The 16408-nt window shown below is 72.7% G+C and carries 17 protein-coding genes; 8 read left to right on the plus strand and 9 right to left on the minus strand.

The window, feature by feature from the left end; all coding sequences use genetic code 11:
• Positions 1 to 12 precede the first annotated feature (12 nt).
• Positions 13 to 726: an SDR family oxidoreductase gene (locus tag PUR71_RS16435; protein ID WP_329927735.1), complete on the minus strand. Its 714-nt coding sequence runs from the start codon at positions 724 to 726 to the stop codon at positions 13 to 15.
• A gap of 131 nt (positions 727 to 857) precedes the next feature.
• Between PUR71_RS16435 and PUR71_RS16440 the strand changes: the two genes are divergently transcribed.
• Positions 858 to 1751 carry a LysR family transcriptional regulator gene (locus PUR71_RS16440; RefSeq protein ID WP_329927736.1) on the plus strand — a complete coding sequence of 298 codons (894 nt, stop codon included), beginning with the start codon at positions 858 to 860 and terminating at the stop codon, positions 1749 to 1751.
• 80 nt (positions 1752 to 1831) lie between these two features.
• On the opposite strand, the gene PUR71_RS16445 is transcribed toward PUR71_RS16440, so the two are convergent.
• Complete coding sequence (locus PUR71_RS16445) at positions 1832 to 2791, minus strand: GlxA family transcriptional regulator (protein WP_329927737.1); 960 nt, start codon at positions 2789 to 2791, stop codon at positions 1832 to 1834.
• A 129-nt stretch (positions 2792 to 2920) separates the two neighbouring features.
• On the opposite strand from PUR71_RS16445, the gene PUR71_RS16450 reads away from it, so the two are divergent.
• Together PUR71_RS16450 and PUR71_RS16455 are read left to right on the plus strand one after the other, a co-directional pair.
• Complete coding sequence (locus tag PUR71_RS16450) at positions 2921 to 3889, plus strand: NADP-dependent oxidoreductase (RefSeq protein ID WP_329927738.1); 969 nt, start codon at positions 2921 to 2923, stop codon at positions 3887 to 3889.
• 135 nt (positions 3890 to 4024) lie between these two features.
• Positions 4025 to 5116 (plus strand): vWA domain-containing protein, encoded by a 1092-nt coding sequence (locus tag PUR71_RS16455; RefSeq protein WP_329927739.1) that lies wholly within the window; start codon positions 4025 to 4027, stop codon positions 5114 to 5116.
• A gap of 237 nt (positions 5117 to 5353) precedes the next feature.
• On the opposite strand, the gene fabV is transcribed toward PUR71_RS16455, so the two are convergent.
• Both fabV and PUR71_RS16465 read right to left on the minus strand, forming a co-directional pair.
• Positions 5354 to 6553 carry an enoyl-[acyl-carrier-protein] reductase FabV gene (gene fabV / locus PUR71_RS16460; protein WP_329927740.1) on the minus strand — a complete coding sequence of 400 codons (1200 nt, stop codon included), beginning with the start codon at positions 6551 to 6553 and terminating at the stop codon, positions 5354 to 5356.
• Between the two features lie 115 nt (positions 6554 to 6668).
• Positions 6669 to 7619, minus strand: coding sequence for a helix-turn-helix transcriptional regulator (locus PUR71_RS16465; RefSeq protein WP_329927741.1), 951 nt, complete (start codon positions 7617 to 7619; stop codon positions 6669 to 6671).
• A 106-nt stretch (positions 7620 to 7725) separates the two neighbouring features.
• Between PUR71_RS16465 and PUR71_RS16470 the strand changes: the two genes are divergently transcribed.
• Positions 7726 to 8754 (plus strand): aldo/keto reductase, encoded by a 1029-nt coding sequence (locus PUR71_RS16470; protein WP_329927742.1) that lies wholly within the window; start codon positions 7726 to 7728, stop codon positions 8752 to 8754.
• 279 nt (positions 8755 to 9033) lie between these two features.
• On the opposite strand, the gene PUR71_RS16475 is transcribed toward PUR71_RS16470, so the two are convergent.
• From PUR71_RS16475 to PUR71_RS16490, 4 genes are all read right to left on the minus strand, one after another.
• Positions 9034 to 9474, minus strand: coding sequence for an SRPBCC family protein (locus tag PUR71_RS16475; RefSeq protein ID WP_329927743.1), 441 nt, complete (start codon positions 9472 to 9474; stop codon positions 9034 to 9036).
• A 44-nt stretch (positions 9475 to 9518) separates the two neighbouring features.
• The gene (locus tag PUR71_RS16480) at positions 9519 to 9857 is read right to left on the minus strand and encodes an ArsR/SmtB family transcription factor (protein WP_329927744.1); all 339 of its coding nucleotides are present in this window, start codon (positions 9855 to 9857) and stop codon (positions 9519 to 9521) included.
• On the minus strand, positions 9854 to 10315 hold the full coding sequence (locus PUR71_RS16485) for an SRPBCC family protein (protein ID WP_329927745.1): 462 nt from the start codon (positions 10313 to 10315) through the stop codon (positions 9854 to 9856). Before PUR71_RS16485 ends, PUR71_RS16480 begins: the two co-directional genes overlap by 4 nt.
• Positions 10316 to 10405: 90 nt before the next feature.
• Positions 10406 to 10855, minus strand: a complete 450-nt coding sequence (locus tag PUR71_RS16490; RefSeq protein WP_329927746.1) for a MarR family winged helix-turn-helix transcriptional regulator — start codon at positions 10853 to 10855, stop codon at positions 10406 to 10408.
• 69 nt (positions 10856 to 10924) lie between these two features.
• On the opposite strand from PUR71_RS16490, the gene PUR71_RS16495 reads away from it, so the two are divergent.
• Positions 10925 to 11827: an alpha/beta hydrolase gene (locus PUR71_RS16495; RefSeq protein ID WP_329927747.1), complete on the plus strand. Its 903-nt coding sequence runs from the start codon at positions 10925 to 10927 to the stop codon at positions 11825 to 11827.
• A 7-nt stretch (positions 11828 to 11834) separates the two neighbouring features.
• Here PUR71_RS16495 and PUR71_RS16500 read toward each other — a convergent pair whose 3' ends face one another.
• Entirely contained in the window at positions 11835 to 13109 is a 1275-nt protein-coding gene (locus PUR71_RS16500; RefSeq protein ID WP_329927748.1) for an ROK family transcriptional regulator, read from the minus strand.
• A 103-nt stretch (positions 13110 to 13212) separates the two neighbouring features.
• On the opposite strand from PUR71_RS16500, the gene PUR71_RS16505 reads away from it, so the two are divergent.
• From PUR71_RS16505 to PUR71_RS16515, 3 genes are all read left to right on the plus strand, one after another.
• Positions 13213 to 14538: an ABC transporter substrate-binding protein gene (locus tag PUR71_RS16505; protein WP_329927749.1), complete on the plus strand. Its 1326-nt coding sequence runs from the start codon at positions 13213 to 13215 to the stop codon at positions 14536 to 14538.
• Positions 14539 to 14605: 67 nt separating this feature from the next.
• The gene (locus PUR71_RS16510; protein WP_329927750.1) at positions 14606 to 15547 is read left to right on the plus strand and encodes a carbohydrate ABC transporter permease; all 942 of its coding nucleotides are present in this window, start codon (positions 14606 to 14608) and stop codon (positions 15545 to 15547) included.
• Positions 15544 to 16401 carry a carbohydrate ABC transporter permease gene (locus tag PUR71_RS16515; RefSeq protein ID WP_329927751.1) on the plus strand — a complete coding sequence of 286 codons (858 nt, stop codon included), beginning with the start codon at positions 15544 to 15546 and terminating at the stop codon, positions 16399 to 16401. The genes PUR71_RS16510 and PUR71_RS16515 overlap by 4 nt, the downstream gene beginning before the upstream one ends.
• Positions 16402 to 16408: the final 7 nt, after the last annotated feature.

The raw sequence follows: 16408 nt of genomic DNA on the forward strand, positions 1-16408 counted from the left end.
GACCGGCGGTGGTCAGGCGAGGCGTCCGCCGCCGTCGACGTGCAGCACGGTGCCGGTGACGTACGGGTTGTCCATGGCGTAGAACACGGCCTTGACCAGGTCCTCCGGGCTGCCGACGCGGCGGGCCGGGTTGCGCTCGGCGACGCCCCGCAGGAACGCCTCCTTGTCGGAGCCCAGGCCGTCCCAGGAGCCCGTGTCGACGATGCCGGGGGAGACCGCGTTGACCCGGACCGGGGCGATCTCCACCGCGAGTGCCTGCACCAGGAAGGCCAGTGCGCCGTTGGTCGTGGCCATCACGGTGCGCGAGGGCGCGGGACGCCAGGCGGCGACTCCGGAGAAGAAGGTGAACGAGCCGTTCTCGGACACCTGCCCCGCCAGGTGCTTGGCGAGCAGCAGCGGGCCGATCACCTTGGCGGCGAACGCGCGCTGCACGTCCTCCAGCCGGAGGTCCTCCAGCGGGCCGTTGGCCGGCACCGCGGCGGTCGAGACCAGGTGGTCGAACCGGCCGACGGCCCCGGCGAACTCCACGATGGACCGCTCGTCGGTGAGGTCGAGCGCGATCACCTCGGACGGCCCCGACAGCTCGCCGGCCGTCCACTCCAGCTTGCGCGGGTCCGGCCCGGCCAGCACGACCGTGGCGCCGGCGGCCGAAGCCGCCTTCGCGAGGGCCTGCCCGGTGCGCGAACCGGCACCCACGACGACGATCCGCTGAGTGTCCTTGAACATGGATGAACTCCTTTATGGGGTAGTCGAGTTGACCGCCGATCGAATCTCTCCGTCGGCCACGCCACAACTCTCCCCCGGCCCCCTGCGATGAGTCCAAGGATTGTTTTCTACCGGAGCCATAAAATCCCTTCATGACAATGCCGACGCTCAGGCAGCTCGAATACCTCGTCACCGTGGTCGACACCGGCTCCTTCACGCGCGCGGCCGAGCGGCTGCACGTCACCCAGCCCGCGCTGTCCCACCAGATCCGGGCCCTGGAGACCACCCTCGGCGGCCCCCTGCTCGAACGCCTGCCGCGCTCGGTCCGCCTCACCCCGACCGGCCGGGCCGTCCTGCCGCACGCCCGCGCCGCCCTGGCCGAGGCCGAACGCCTCACCGCGACGGCACGGCGCACCGCGGGCCTGGAGGAGGGCGAACTGGAGGTCGCCGTCATCTACTCCGTCAGCCTCGGCATCCTGCCGCCCGTCCTGCGGGAATGGCGGCGCCGCCACCCCGGGGTGCGGATCCGGCTGCGCGAGTACTCCCACGCCGACCGGCTCCAGGACGCCATGACGGCCGGCCGCGCCGACCTCGCCATCGGCCCCGTCCCGCCCGGCTGGACCGGGCCGATCCGCGAACTCGGCGTCGAGGAGTTCACCGTCGTCCTGCCCGCCGACGACCCGCTGGCCGGCCGCCCCTCCGGCACCGTCGCCCTCACCGAACTCGCCGACCGCGCCTGGGTCCACTACGCCCCCGACAACGGCCTCGCCGACCTGCTCGACCACGTCTGCGCCCGGGCGGGCTTCCGCCCCGAGGCCGCCGTCCGCGCCGAACAGACGTCCGCCGCGCCCCTCCTGGCCGCCGCCGGCCTCGGCCCGGCCCTCGTCCCCGCCACCATCGTCCCGGCCCACTTCGACGGCACCCTGCTGCGCCCCGACCCCCCGGTCCGGCGCACCCTCACCGCCTACACCCGCACCCGCCCCGACCCCCTCACCGTCGCCTTCGCGGACCTCCTCGCCCGTCAGGCCCGCGTCAACCCGGTGTAGGCCGTTCCCCGCGGAGCACCGGGTACCCGGGCGAGGAGGCTCGCGATCAGGGCGCGCCCACGGTCACGGAGCCCCGCCGTTCAGGCGGGGCGGAAGGTGCGGCGATAGGCCTGGGGGCCGACGCCGAGCGTGGCGTGGAGGTGCTGGCGCAGGGTGGCGCCGGTGCCGAACCCGGCGTGGTGGGCGATCAGGTCGACGGGCCAGTCGGTGGTCTCCAGGTAGTGGCGCGCCAGGTCGACGCGCTGGCGGATCAGCCATCGGCCGGGCGTGGTGCCGGTCTCGTCGCGGAAGCGGCGGCTGAAGGTGCGCACGCTCATGTTCGCGTGCGCGGCGAGTTCGGCCAGGGTGAGGGGCTCGGCGAGGCGTTCCATGGCCCAGGCCCGGGTGGGGGTGGTGCCCTCGGCGGTGGGATCCGGGACGGGGCGCTGGATGTACTGGGCCTGTCCGCCGTCGCGCCAGGGCGGCACCACGCAGGAGCGGGCGACGTCGTTGGCGGTCCGGCTGCCGTGGTCGCGGCGCACGAGGTGCAGGCACAGGTCGATCCCGGCGGCGACGCCGGCCGAGGTGCAGATGTCGCCGTCGTCGACGAACAGGACGTCGGGGTCGATGCGGACGGTGGTGAACATCCGCTGCAGGTGTTCCGCGTCGCGCCAGTGCGTGGTGGCGGGCCGGTGGTCGAGGAGTCCCGCGGCGGCCAGGACGTAGGTGGCGGTGCAGATGCCGACGATCCGGGTGCCGGGGCGGATGGCGGCCAGCGCCTCGCGCAGTGCGGCCGGGAGGCGGCCCTCCGTACGGATGGGGCCGAGGGCGTGGGAGGGCGCGATGACGACGGTGTCGACGCGGGCGAGCAGCGAGGCGTCATGGGCGACGGTCAGGCCGTAGTCGGCCTCGGCCCGCACCGGACCGCCGTCCAGACTGCACGTGGCCACGCTGTAGAGCCGGTTGCCGGCCCCGTCGCGGGCGGCGCCGAAGATGCGGGCGGGGATGCCGAGTTCGAAGGGGACGACGCCGTCCAGTGCCAGAACGCCAACGCGGTGCATGGCCGGATCCTTTCAGAGCTTGGCCGTCTCGCCACCACTGGCACCCTTCACCGCCCGGCAGGCTGAGGGACGCGCCGGAAGAACCGGCGCGGACCGCGACCACCGCACCCCGGAAAGAGAAGCGCCGCCATGCCCTCGGAAACCCCCGTTCCCACCATGCGTGCCGTCACCCAGGACACCGCCGGAGGCCCGGACGTCCTCAGGGTCGTCCGGACCCGGCGCCCGGAACCGGGCCGGGGTGAGATCCTGGTCCGGGTCCACGCGGCCGGGGTGAACCCGGCCGACTGGAAGACCCGGCAGCGCGGCGTGTTCGCCGACGGCACGCCGCTGCCCTTCACCCTGGGATTCGACGTCTCCGGAGTGGTCGAGGAGACCGGCGACGGCGTGACCCTCTTCCAGCCGGGCGACGAGGTCTTCGGCATGCCGCGCTTCCCGCACCCGGCCGGCGCCTACGCCGAGTACGTCACCGCCCCGGCACGCCACTTCGCCCCCCGCCCCCGGGGCCTGACCCACCTGGAGGCAGGCGCCCTGCCGCTGGCCGCGCTCACCGCCTGGCAGGCTCTCGTCGACACCGCCGGCGTCCGCCCCGGCCGGCGCGTCCTCGTCCACGCCGCCGCGGGCGGCGTCGGCCACCTCGCCGTCCAGATCGCGAAGGCCCGCGGCGCCCACGTGATCGGCACCGCCAGCGCCGCCAAGCACGACCTGGTGCGCTCCCTCGGCGCGGACGAACTCGTCGACTACCGCACCCAGGACTTCGCCGAGACCGTCCGCGACGTCGACGTCGTCCTGGAGACGATCGGCGGCGCCAACTGGGCCCGCTCCCTGCGCACCCTGCGTCCGGGCGGAAGGCTGGTCTCGATCCTGCCGCTGGACGACACCTTCCCCCACGAGGCGGCCGAGGCGGCCGGAGTACGGGCGGAGTTCATGCTCGTCGAGCCCGACCGGCAAGGCCTGCGCGAGATCGCCGCCCTGGCCGAGGACGGCCGCCTGCGCGTGATCGCCGACACGGTCTTCCCGCTGGAGGACGTCGCCGCCGCCCACACGCTGGGCGAGGCCGGCCGCACCACCGGAAAGATCGTCCTGTCCGTCGCGCCCTGACCGGCCGGAGCTCGACGGCCGCCGAGCGCTGAGAGCGGGTCGGGACGGATTGTCAGTGCCTCTCCATAGTGTGGAACCAACGTCGGAGGGGGCGCCGGAGAGGCGTCGGACGGGCGTTGGGAGAGGGGTAGGAGCATGGCTGTGAACAGGATCAAGCACAAGGTCAACCACGTGTCGCTGGTGGTCGACAAGTCCGGTTCGATGCGGCAGCACGAGGGGCAGCTCGTGCGGGTCGTGGACGAGTTCGTGAAGGGGCTCCAGGAGGAGTCGGACCGGCTCGGGCACGAGACGCGGATCAGCCTGTACGCGTTCGACCACCAGGTGCAGAACCTGGTGTGGGACATGGACGTCAAGCACCTGCCGTCGCTGAAGGGGCTCTACCAGGTCGACAACGGCGCGACGGCGCTGATCGAGGCGGCCGTGAAGTCCATCGACGACCTGAAGAACATCTGGGAGGGGTACGGGGAGCACTCGTTCCTCCAGGTCGTCGTCACCGACGGTGAGGAGAACGCCTCCGGCTGCTCGGAGAACGGGCAGATGCACATCCGCATGAACGGCACCCGGGGCGCCGCCGTCCTGCGCTCGTGGACGGACCGGATCCGGCAGGCCATGGACGACCTGCCCGCCCACTGGACCTCGGCGATCCTGGTGCCGAACTCCCTGGCCAAGCGCACCGCCCAGGAGTACGGGTTCCCGGCGGGCAACATCGCGATCTGGGACGCCGACTCCAGCAAGGGCGTCGAGGAGGCCATCGACACCGTCAAGTCGGCCGCCACCAGCTTCCTGCGCGGGCGCGAGCAGGGCGTGCGCGGCACGAAGAACCTCTTCACCATGGGCCAGGACCTGAGCACGGCCGACGTGAGGGCCAACCTCGACGCCCTGGACACCGGGAAGTACACGCTGATCCCGGTCGACGAGCAGATACAGATCCGCGAGTTCGTCACCCGCTCCGGGCACGAGTACAAGACCGGCTGCGCCTTCTACGAGCTGTCCAAGCGCGAGAAGATCCAGGGCTCCAAGCAGCTCGCCGTGGCGGAGAAGGACCCGGTCACCGGCAAGATGACGGGCCGGGTCTTCTCGGGCCCGGCGGCCCGTCAGCTGCTGGGCCTGCCGCAGTCGGAGGTCACGGTGAAGCCGGGGGAGAACCCGTCGTACACCGTGTTCGTCCAGTCGACGTCCGTCAACCGGAAGCTGGTGCCGGGCACCCGACTGCTCGTCATCCGGTAGTCGCATCCGCTCGGCGCATGCGGTGCGCGCGCCCTGTCGGGCGGCGGTCGCGGCCAGGCCGCCGGGGGCGGTCCGGGCGGGGCGGGCCGCCCGGATCGGGCGTCGGCCTGCCTCTGGTCCGTGCCGTCCTGGCCCACCACTACGACGTGGACCACGAAGCCGCCCTCCGCCGGACCATGTCCGAACCCGGCACGTCCATCGCCGCCGAGCTCGCCGCCACCGCCGAGGGCGAACGGCTCAGCCCGTGGTCGGCCAGGCCACCGTCGTCTCCACCGGGGCGGCGTAGTCGGCGCCGGGGACGTCCCAGCCGTAGAGGCGGCCGACCTGGGACCGGAACCAGGCGGTGTCGGCGAGTTCGGCGAGGGTGTCGGTCGTCGCCGCGGCCCAGCGCTCGTGGACGGCGGCCTGCACCTTGTCGTCCATCTCCCAGCCGTCGAGGCGGATCCGCTGCTCCTCGTCGAGTTGCAGCGGCGCCGCGCCGGTGAGCTGCTGCCACAGGGCGGTGGCCTGCTGGGCGGTGCTCTGGAAGCCGTCGTGGAGGACGGCGTGCAGCAGGCTGGTGTAGAGCGCGATGGACGGGATGGCCGTGGAGGCCTGGGTGACGGCCGCGCCGGCGACCACGGTGTGGGCCCGGCCACCGAGCGGGGCGAGGCCCTTCTGGAGGCGGCGCGCGGTGTCCTCCAGGTGCTGCTTGGCCGCGCCGATGGTGCCGGCGCGGTAGATGGGCGCGGTGAGGTCGGAGCCGACGTACGTCAGGGCCACGGTGTGGAAGCCGTCCCGGACGAGGCCGCGGTCCGTCAGGGCGTCGATCCACAGCTGCCAGTCGGCGCCGCCCATGACCTGCACGGTCGCGTCGCGTTCCGCGTCGGTGGCGGGCGCGAGTTCGAGCGAGCCGACGAGCGGGGTGTCGCCGTCGAACTGCAGGGTCTTGGCCCGGTACGGGCCGCCCAGCGGCTTGATGACCGAGTGGTGGACCTCGCCGGTGCCGGGGTCGGTGCGGCGGGGCGCGGCGACGCTGTAGACGAGGTAGTCGACCTTGCCGTACCGGGCGGCGAGGTGGTCGAGCGCCTCCTCCTTGGCGGCGGCGGAGAACGCGTCCGCGTTGAGGAAGGCGAACCCGCCGTCCGGCCCGGCGAGTTCCGCGGTGCGGGCCGTCCGGTACCAGCCGGCGGAGGCGGTGCGGCGATCGGTCTCCGGCGCCTCGAAGGCGATGCCGAGCCCGCGCATGCCGTACGTGCGCAGCGCGGCGACGGTCGCGGCGAGGCCGTAACCGGCGCTGGAGCCGATGACCAGGGCGACGGGCCCGTCCGAGGTGGCGGGCCCGGTGGGTGCGGGGGTGCGTTCCCACAACTCGTCGACGGCGGCGGCGCAGCCCCCGGGGTGGGAGTTGAGGTAGAGGAAGCCGCGGTTGCCGGGCGTGATCTCGCGGAGGGTCATCGGTGTCCTTCGTGCGTGGTGACGGGCGTGCTGCCTTCATCCTGGTCCGGTGGGCGGATGCGGACGGGTGGCGACATGCGCCAGGGTCCGCCCGCGAATCTTGTCGGAGCCGCCCCTACGGAGGAGATGTCCCGGCCCTTGGCCGGACGAGCCGGCCGCGCACGCGCGCCCGGTAGCGCTGCGGCGACTCCCCGACCACCCGCTTGAACGCCGTGCTGAACGCGCTCTCCGAGCCGTAGCCCAGCTCGGCGGCGAGCGCCGCGACGCGGGCGTCGCCGTTCCGCAGCGCGCGCTGGGCCAGCAGCATGCGCCACCGGCCCAGGTAGGTGAGCGGCGGTACGCCGGCGGCCTCGCGGAACCGCTCCGCGAACGTGGTCCGGGACATCGCCGCGGCGCGCGCCAACTCCTCCAGCCCCCAGGCGTGTTCGGGGCGGCCGTGGAGCAGGTCGACGGCGGGGCGCAGGCGTTCGTCGACGAGCAGGCGCAACCAGCCGGAGGGCAGGAGGGTCTGGTCGACGTAGCGGCGCAGCACCTCCAGCACGAGCAGTTGGCCGTACTGCCGGATCGCGAAGGCCGAGCCGAGCCGGTCGCCGGTCGCCTCGTCGAAGAGTCGCAGCAGGGCGGCGAGCAGCCGGTCCCCGTCTCCGGCGGCGGAGGACCGGACGTGGGCCACCGGCGGGAGCGACTCCAGCAGGAGCGTCCGCCCGGCGTCGTTCACTGTGACGCACCCGCCGATCACGACGTCGTCGACGGCAGGGTCCGAGCCCGCGAAGCGGGCGGCGGAGAAGTCCGACTCCGGCTCGACCTCGTGACGCGGCGCCGCGCCGGCCTCGAAGGCCACCCACGAGCGCCCGGTGAGGATGGCCACGTCCCCCGCCACGAGGTCGATCGGTTCGACGAGGCCGTCGGTGGTGAGCCGGGCGCCTCCGCTCACCACCGCGAAGAACTTGACCGGATCGGCCAGCGGGCCGCGGGCCCACCAACCGCCGCGGGCCGCGACGCCGCCGGTCAGCACGCTGCGCACCTCGACCAGGTCGAGTGCCTCGGAGAGTCGGTCGGGATCCACGTCCGTACTCTCGCGCAAGGAATCGGGATGCACAAGCATTCATAGTCCGGCGACCGCCAGGCAGGCTGGTGTCAGCGACACAGCAGGAAGACCTGAAGGAGACAGCATGCGCTACCGCGGCCTCGGCCGGACCGGGATCAAGGTCAGCCCCTACGCCCTCGGCGCGATGATGTTCGGCGCCCTCGGCAACCCCGACCACGACGACTGCGTCCGCATCATCCACCGGGCGCTGGACGCCGGCATCAACCTCGTCGACACCGCCGACATGTACGCGCACGGCGAGTCGGAGGAGATCGTCGGCCGAGCGCTGAAGGGACGGCGGGCCGACGTCGTGCTCGCGACCAAGGCCCGGAACCCGATGAGCGACGAGCCGAACCACCAGGGCGCGTCCCGGCGCTGGCTGGTGCGCGCGCTGGAGGACTCACTGCGCCGCCTCGACACCGACTACGTGGACGTCTACCAGATCCACCGCCCGGACCCGGACACGGACATCGAGGAGACCCTCGCGGCCCTCACCGACCTGCAGCGGGCCGGCAAGATCCGCACCTTCGGCACGTCGGCCCTGCCGGCCTCCGACATCGTCCGGGCACACTGGGTCGCCGAACGTCGCGGCCTCGCCCGGCCGCGCACGGAGCAGCCGGTCTACTCGATCCTGAACCGGGGCATCGAGCGCGAGGTGCTCCCGGTGGCGCAGGAGTTCGGCATGGGCACCCTGGTCTGGTCGCCCCTCGGCGGCGGCCTGCTGACCGGGCGCTACCGCAAGGGACAGGACCCCGCGACGCACCGCTCGCAGTACGGCTTCCGGCACCTCACGGACGACCGTCGGCTCGACGTGGTCGAGCAGCTCATCCCGCTGGCAGAGGAGGCCGGCCTACCGCTCACGCATCTCGCGATGGGCTTCGTGCTCGCCCACCCGGGCGTGACGTCCGCCCTCCTCGGACCGCGGACCATGGAACACCTGGACGACCTGCTCGCGGGCGTCGACGTCACCCTCACCGACGACGTGCTGGACCGGATCGACGCGATCGTGCCGCCCGGCACCGACACCGGCACGCTCGACATGGCCTACCAGCCGCCGGCCCTCCGGCGCCCCGAACTGCGCCGCCGGCCGGCCGGTGAGCGCGCGGCGGCATGACGGGCGAGTGCGCTGAGCAACGCCGGCCTTCCCGACCCGCCCGAACGGGGGCCCACTCGGTGACGATCCCGACATCGTTCGGGGTCTCACGGAGGTGACCTGGACGTTGGACGAGGCATTCGGAGGGGCGGGCCCATGGCGGCCGACGCATGGGTGGAGCCGCGGTTCTGTTCCGGGCATCCGTGCGGAGCCGCCCGTCGGACGGCTCCGGGGCCAGTACGAGTGACCCACGGGTGAGGGCCGAGGATTGTGCACCCTCGGCCCTCACCCCTTCGACGTTCAGTGCCAGTTGCTGATCCTCACGTCGCGCGGCGCGGGCGCGCCCGAGCCGGTTTCGAGCACGGCCTTGAGGCTCATCAGGAAGGTGGCCCACTTGGTGCTGCAGTGGTACATGAACTCCACCGGCTCCCTCCAGTCCTCGTGCCGGAACAGCACGATGGTGTAGTCGTCCTCCTGCTTGAGGTCGAAGCGGACCCGGGTGCCGATCCACTCCTCGGGGCCGTCGATGACCTCCCAGAGGACCCGGTGGCCGGGCTCGGTCTCCAGGACCTTCATGTCGAAGCCGCCGGGGCCGAAGCGGAACCGGACCACGCCGCCGAGGCCGGCGTCGCCGTCGGTGTCCTCGGTCCACCAGCTCGCCAGTCCGTCGACCGTGGTCAGGGCCGTGTAGACGGCCTCCGGGGACGTCGTGACACCGATCCGGTGCAGGATGTCCGTCATGGCCGTACCTCTCTCTCGTTCGGGGTTCCCGTTCGGGAACGGGTTCAGTTCTCCTTGCCGCGCTGGATGGCCTCGGCGATCCGCTTGATGCGCTGCAGGCGGGCGTCCCAGGCGGCGCCGACCGACGACAACTGGGCGACGGCGCGGGCGAGCTGGGCCTCGTCGACCTCGTAGCGGCGCTCGCGTCCGGAGGGCGTGTCGTGGACGAGCCCGACCCGGCCGAGGACGCCGAGGTGCTTGGCGACGGCCTGCCGGGTGACCGGCAGCTGCTCGCTGAGGGAGGTCGCCGTCCCGCCGTCGCCGGTCAGGAGCAGGTCGAGCATCCGGCGGCGGATGGGGTCGCCCACCGCCGACCAGAGTTCGTCGTCGATGGTGGCGGTCACGGTCGCGACACCACCCGGGCGACGTGCGCGACGAGGCGGGGCAGGAAGTGGTCCCAGCCGCTCGCGTGGTCGCGGTACGCCTCCTCCAGGACGGCCGCCTCCCAGCCCCTCTCCCGGAAGCCCGTCTCGGTGAAGCGCAGCAGCGTGCCGCCGTCGGACGGGACCAGGTCGAAGGTGACCAGGAGCGAGTTGCCGGGCGCGGCGGCCCGGCCCTCGTCGTAGACCCAGCGGAAGCTGAACCGCCGGGGCGGGTCGGCCTCGACCACCGTGAGTGCCTCGACCTTCACGTCCGGTGTCCCCGTGCCGAAGGAGATGAACCCGGTGGCCCCCGGGACGGGCTTGAGGTCGGCGTCGTCCGGCCACCACTCCTTCAGGTGCTCGGGCGTGCTGATGACCTCGTAGACCACCTCGGGGGTGGCCTCGACGCGGATCTCCCGCTCGATGCTGCCGTACTCCATCCCGCTCTCCTCCTTCTGCAACCTTTGGTTGCGTATAACGGTAGCCCGCCCAGCCGGAATGTGCAACCTTTGGTTGCTTTAGGGGGGGGGTCAGCCCGTGGGCATGCCGACCTGCCGGCGTTCGAGCGCCGAGCGCAGCGTCGCGAGGGCTCGGGCGGCGGCCGTCACCGACGCGTCGTCGAGCGTGTCGCCGATCAGCTCGGCGAGCCCCGCCGTGAAGGTCCGCTCCGCCGCGTCGACGAGCCCGGCGCCGTCCTCCGTCAGGGCCAGCAGGGAGGAGCGGCGGTCCGAGGGGTTCGGCTGCCGGAGCACCCAGCCCCGCGTCTCCAGGCGGTCGACGCCCTTGCTGGTCGCCCCGATGCCGACGGCGAACTCCGTGGCGAGGTCCGCCACGCGGGCCCCCGGACGGTCGCGCAGGTACCGCAGGAACTCGAACTGGGAGGTCACGATGCCGTGCCGGGCGCGGAGCCGGTCGTTGAGCGCGTTGTAGAGCCGCGTCTCGCACCGGACCAGGTCGGCGAAGAAATCCGGGAGATCCACCGTCTCACCCCTCGATATAGATGCCTGGGCATATAGTGTAGCGGCAGGTACCTCTGGAGGGAGCACACCATGAGCAGGGAACAGCGTGCGCGGATCGACGCGTTGCTGCGGCAGCCGCGTCCCGAGGGGCCCCGGACGGTCGGGCAGATCCGGGCCGGATTCGAGGCCCTGATGGCCGGGATGATCGTGCCCGACACCATCCGCACCACGGAGACGACGCTCGGCGGTCGGCCCGCCCTCAGGGTCGAGCCGGAGGGCCCGCCGCGCGCCGGGACGATCCTGTACTTCCACGGCGGCGGCTGGGTGTACGGCTCGCCCCGGACGGCGCTGTCGTTGACGGGCAACCTCGTGGCCAGGACCGCCGTCGGGGCGTACTCGCTGGACTACCGGCTCGCCCCGGAGCACCCGTTCCCGGCCGCGATCGAGGACACGCTGAGCGCCTACCGCGCCCTCCTCGACCGTGGCGAGGATCCGGCGTCCATCGTGCTCGCCGGGGACTCCGCAGGCGGCGGACTCGCCGTCACCCTCTGCCTCGCCGCCCGCGACGCGGGCCTGCCGCTGCCCGCCGCCGTCCTGGCGCTGTCGCCGGGCGCCGACGCGACCCGCACCGGCGACAGCATGGTCACCAAGTCGGACGCCGACCCGATCTTCACCCGCGCGGACCTCGACCGCACCGGCGCCATGTACCTCGCCGGGGCCGACCCGCACCAGCCGCTGCTCAGCCCGGCCGTCTGCGCCGACCTGACCGGCTTCCCGCCGATGCTGATCCAGGTGGGCGCCAACGAGGTCCTGCTGGACGACTCCACGCGCCTGGCCGCGCGCGCCGCGGCGGCCGGCGTGGACGTCGTCCTGGACGTCACCGCCGACGCGCCGCACGTGTTCCAGGCCTTCGCCGGAGTCCTGGACGAGGCCGACGAGGCGCTGGACCGCGCGGCACTCTTCCTCACCCAGCGTCTCCGGCACGCCGTTTGACGGGCCGTCAACTCCGGCTCATCACCCGCGTCGGATCGCGGTAGACCGCGTCGAGGGCGAGCAGCGCGGCGCCGCGGGTCGTGGCGGTGAGACCGGTGCGGGAGAGGACGATCTCGCAGCCGCCGGCGTTCGGTGCCATCACGAGCTCGTGGACCTGCTCGGTGACGGTGGGAAGGAGGTGCTCGCCGAAGAAGGCGAAGTGGCCGCCGAGGACGACGCGTCGGGGATTCAGGATGTCGACGAGCAGCGCGATCCCGGGAGCCAGCGCGTCGGCGATGCGGTGGAGGGAGTCGAGCGTGCGGGGGTCCCCGGCCTGGGCGCGGCTGCGCAGTTCGGTCAGGCGGCGCTCGACGTCGATCATCGGGTCCCACACCATGTCGCCGGGGTCGGCGGCGTGACGCAGGAGGGCGTCGCGGCCGACGGCCGTCTCCCAGCAGCCGCGCCGGCCGCAGGCGCAGGGCTGCTCGGAGGGGACCAGCCGGAGGTGGCCGACCTCGCCCGCGTAGCCGCCGGCGCCGCGCAGGAGCTGGCCGCCGGCGATGATGCCGACGCCGACGCCGGTCTGGCCGGTGATGTGCACGAGGTCGCGCACGCCGTCGGCGGAGGCGGGGACGTACTCGGCGAGGGCGCCGAGCTTGGCGTCGTTCTCCAGGTGCAGTTCGGGGGCGGTCGGGCCGAGGCGCGCGCGCAGGCCGGCGAGGGCGGGTACGTCGCTCCAACCGATGTTGGAGGCGTAGGTGACGCTTCCGGTGGCGAGGTCGACGGTGCCCGGGGTGGCGAGGGTGACGCCGACGACGCGGCCGCCGGCGCGGCGCAGGCGGTCCGCGCCGCGCGCGATCAGGCGGGCGGTGGTGTCGAGGACGGCGTCGGGGCCCGCGGCGCGGACGTCGAAGGGCACCCGCTTCTCGGCGGTGACCTCGCCCTTGAGGTTGACGGCGAGGAGGCTGACGTAGTCCACGTCGATCTCGGCGCCGATGCCGTGGACGCCGGTGCCGTCGATCTCGACGCTCTGGCCGGGGCGGCCGACGGTGGTCCGGTCGCGCTCGGTGCCGCCCTCGCGGATGAGGCCGCCGTCGAGGAGTTCGGCCGTCAGGTTGGAGACGGTCGCCTTCGGCAGGCCGGTCTCGTCGGAGATCCGGGTGCGGGTGCGGGGGCCTTCGTCGCGCAGGAGGCGCAGCACGAGGCCGAGGTTGGCGCGGCGGGAGGAGGACCGGTCGCGGGCGACGGCCGGCCCGGCCATCGCCAGGTTCCGGACGCCGGTGCCGTCGTGTGCGGATCCCATCGGTTGCTCCTCGTCCCTTGACTTCGGCCGGAGTTGGTTCAAACAATAACCGAACGAATTCGCAGTGCCCAGGTTCCCTCAGTTCCTCACCGAGGAGGCGCACGTGAAGCCAAGTCCCGCCACCACCGTGCTCGTTGCCGCGCTGGCCGCCGTCACCGCGTCGACCCTGGTGGCCGGTTGTTCCGCCGGATCGTCCGGCGCTTCGCCGGGACCGGCGTCCGCGGGCGGCGCGGTCGAGCTGGAGTTCTGGGGCTGGGCCCCGGGCTACGACCAGGTGGTCGCGAAGTTCAACGCGTCCCACCCGGACGTGCGGGTGACGTTCGGCAAGACCGCGTCCGGCTCCAAGGGCGGGTACACGAAGATGCTCACGGCGGCCAAGGCGGGCAACGCGCCGTGCCTGGCCCAGGTCGGGTACGAGACCCTGCCGAGCTTCGCCGCCGCGGGCGCCCTCACCGACATCTCGACGTACACGGGTGACGCCAAGTCCCGGTTCGCCGAGTGGACGTGGAAGCAGGTGACGATCGGCGGCCAGACCTACGGGATCCCCGTCGACACCGCGCCGATGGCGCTGTTCTACCGCAAGGACCTGTTCGCCGAGTACGGCATCACGGCGCCCCCGGTCACCTGGGACGAGTACGCGGCCGACGCCGCCAAGGTGCACGCCGCCGATCCCACCGTCCACCTCGGCAACTTCGGCAACGACGCCTACACCTACGCCGGTCTCGCCTGGCAGGCGGGCGCCACGTGGTTCGGCACCGGGAACGACCGGTGGCAGGTGAGCCTCGACAGCGCCGCCAACAAGAAGGTGGCCGGCTACTGGCAGGACCTGCTCGACAGGAAACTCCTGAAGGCGGACCCGAGTTACGAGCCCTCGCTGTACGCGGACCTGACGGACGGCAAGATCCTCTCGGACGTCAACGCGGTGTGGAACGCGCCCACGCTGGCGGCCAGCGTCAAGAGCGGCGCCGGCCAGTGGGCGGTGGCCCCGATGCCCGTGTGGGACGCCGCCAACCCCTCCTACGGCAACGACGGCGGCTCGGCCACCGCCGTCCTCAAGGGCTGCGCGCACCCGAAGGAGGCCGCGGAGTTCGCCACCTGGATGAGCACCGACACCGACAGCCTCGGCGACCTCATCACGGTGACCGGCATCTACCCGGCCGCGACCTCCGGCCTCGCCAACCCCGCGCTCTCCAAGCCCGATCCGTTCTTCGGCGGGCAGGTGATCTTCGACGTGTTCCGGGCCGCGAGCGCGCACGTCGCCACCGACTGGCAGTGGGGGCCCACGATGACCCAGACCTCCACCGACCTCGGCGACGGGCTCGGCAAGGCGGGTACCCGCGGCGCGAACCTGCCCGGCGTCCTCGCGGACGTGCAGCGCAAGACGGTGGCCGGCATGAAGCAACAGGGCCTGTCGGTCGCCGGAGGCTGAGCACGTACCGACCCGAACCCGCGCCACCCAGACCGGCACGGTCATTCCACGAGGAGGCAGCACGCCCATGACGACCGTCCGAGCAGGGCGGACAGCGGCGCGGAAGTCCGGGCGGGGCGCCGAAGGCCCCCGCCGCCACGGCCGGACGGCGGCGCTGTTCCTGGCCCCCTTCCTCCTGCTGTTCGCCGCGCTCTACCTCGCGCCCATCGCCTACACCGTCCACGAGAGCCTCTACCGGATGCAGCGCTCCGGGCTCGGCCTCACCGCCCCCACCCAGGCGTTCGCCGGTCTCGGCAACTACGCGACGGCGCTGGGCGATCCGGAGTTCCGCGGCGCACTGCTGCGGGTGCTGCTGATCGGCGTCGTGCAGGTGCCGGTGATGCTGCTCCTGGCCCTGGTGCTGGCGCTGCTCCTGGACGCCAGGTCGACCCTCTTCAAGCGGTTCTTCCGGCTGGCCTTCTTCCTGCCGTACGCGCTGCCGGGGGTGGTCGGCGCGATCATGTGGTCCTACCTGGTCGCCCCAGGGCTCAGCCCCATCACCGCCGCGGCCGAGCACCTCGGCCTGCACCTCGACCTGACGTCCGACGGGATGCTCGGCGCCACCATCGGCAACATGCTCACGTGGGGCTGGACCGGCTACAACATGCTGATCCTCCACTCCGCCCTCCAGTCCATCCCGCCGGAGGTCGGCGAGGCCGCCCTGATGGACGGCTGCTCGGCCTTCGGCGTCGCGTGGCGCATCAAGGTGCCGATGATCCGGCCGGCGCTCGTGCTGACCACCGTCTTCTCCATCATCGGCACCGCCCAGCTCTACAACGAGCCCGCGATCCTGCACAACGTGGCGCCGAACCTGAGCAGCACCTACACGCCCATCTACGCCGCCTACAACGCCGTGGACGCCGGCGACTTCAACCTCGCGGCCACCCAGTCGGTCGTCCTCGCGGTGCTCGCGTTCGCGCTCTCCTTCGGGTTCCTCAAGCTCGTCCAGCGACGGGGGGTCGCGCGGTGAACGCCGCCCCAAGGCGCCAACCGGCCTCCCGCTGGCTCGTGTCGGGTGTGCTGCTGCTCACCTCCGGGTACTTCCTCGCGCCGGTGTGGTGGCTGCTGGTCGCCTCGACGAAGACCAGCAGCGGCCTGTTCTCCGGAAACGGTTTCTGGTTCGGCGAGTTCGCGCTCCTCGACAACCTGGACCAGGTGTTCACCCGGCAGGACGGCATCTACTGGGAGTGGCTCGGCAACAGCGCCCTCTACGCCGTCGGCGGTGCGGGCGTCAGCACGCTCGTCGCCGCCATGGCCGGGTACGCGCTGGCCAAATACCGCTTCCGGGGGCGGGAGTCGACGTTCAACGGCGTGCTCGCCGCCGTCCTCGTCCCGCAGCCGCTGCTGGCCGTCCCGCTGTACCTGATGTTCTCCCGACTGCACCTGGTCAACGGCTACTGGGCGGTGCTGCTGCCCAGCATGGTCAGCCCGTTCGGGGTCTACCTCGCGCGCATCTACGCCGCCGCGTCCGTGCCCGACGAGCTCATCGAGGCCGGGCGGATCGACGGCGCCGGCGAACTGCGGATCTTCGCCACCATCGCGCTGCGCGTGATGTCGCCCGCGCTCGTGACCGTGTTCCTCTTCCAGTTCGTCGCCATCTGGACCAACTACCTGCTCCCCGTGCTGATGCTGGCCGACGACCACCTCCAGCCGGTCACCGTCGGCGTCGTCGGCTGGCAGTCCCAGCGGGCGATCGGGCCCGGCGCGCCGCCGCTCAACGTCGTCGTCACGGCGGCCATGGTGTCCGCGATCCCGCTGGTCGTCCTGTTCCTGTCCCTGCAGCGATTCTGGCGCGCCGGCCTCACCGCCGGCAGCACCAAGTGAGGTGGCC

Origin of the sequence: Streptomyces sp. SP17BM10, assembly GCF_036322405.1 — a bacterium.
Classification (GTDB): domain Bacteria; phylum Actinomycetota; class Actinomycetes; order Streptomycetales; family Streptomycetaceae; genus Kitasatospora.

Coding starts and splice junctions, on each gene's coding strand:
- PUR71_RS16450 (WP_329927738.1), top strand. CDS start 2,921: ATGCCCTCGGAAACCCCCGTTCCCACCATGCGTGCCGTCACCCAGGAC.
- PUR71_RS16500 (WP_329927748.1), bottom strand. CDS start 13,109: ATGGGATCCGCACACGACGGCACCGGCGTCCGGAACCTGGCGATGGCC.
- PUR71_RS16510 (WP_329927750.1), top strand. CDS start 14,606: ATGACGACCGTCCGAGCAGGGCGGACAGCGGCGCGGAAGTCCGGGCGG.
- PUR71_RS16445 (WP_329927737.1), bottom strand. CDS start 2,791: ATGCACCGCGTTGGCGTTCTGGCACTGGACGGCGTCGTCCCCTTCGAA.
- PUR71_RS16440 (WP_329927736.1), top strand. CDS start 858: ATGACAATGCCGACGCTCAGGCAGCTCGAATACCTCGTCACCGTGGTC.
- PUR71_RS16435 (WP_329927735.1), bottom strand. CDS start 726: ATGTTCAAGGACACTCAGCGGATCGTCGTCGTGGGTGCCGGTTCGCGC.
- PUR71_RS16475 (WP_329927743.1), bottom strand. CDS start 9,474: ATGACGGACATCCTGCACCGGATCGGTGTCACGACGTCCCCGGAGGCC.
- PUR71_RS16495 (WP_329927747.1), top strand. CDS start 10,925: ATGAGCAGGGAACAGCGTGCGCGGATCGACGCGTTGCTGCGGCAGCCG.
- PUR71_RS16485 (WP_329927745.1), bottom strand. CDS start 10,315: ATGGAGTACGGCAGCATCGAGCGGGAGATCCGCGTCGAGGCCACCCCC.
- PUR71_RS16470 (WP_329927742.1), top strand. CDS start 7,726: ATGCGCTACCGCGGCCTCGGCCGGACCGGGATCAAGGTCAGCCCCTAC.
- fabV (WP_329927740.1), bottom strand. CDS start 6,553: ATGACCCTCCGCGAGATCACGCCCGGCAACCGCGGCTTCCTCTACCTC.
- PUR71_RS16455 (WP_329927739.1), top strand. CDS start 4,025: ATGGCTGTGAACAGGATCAAGCACAAGGTCAACCACGTGTCGCTGGTG.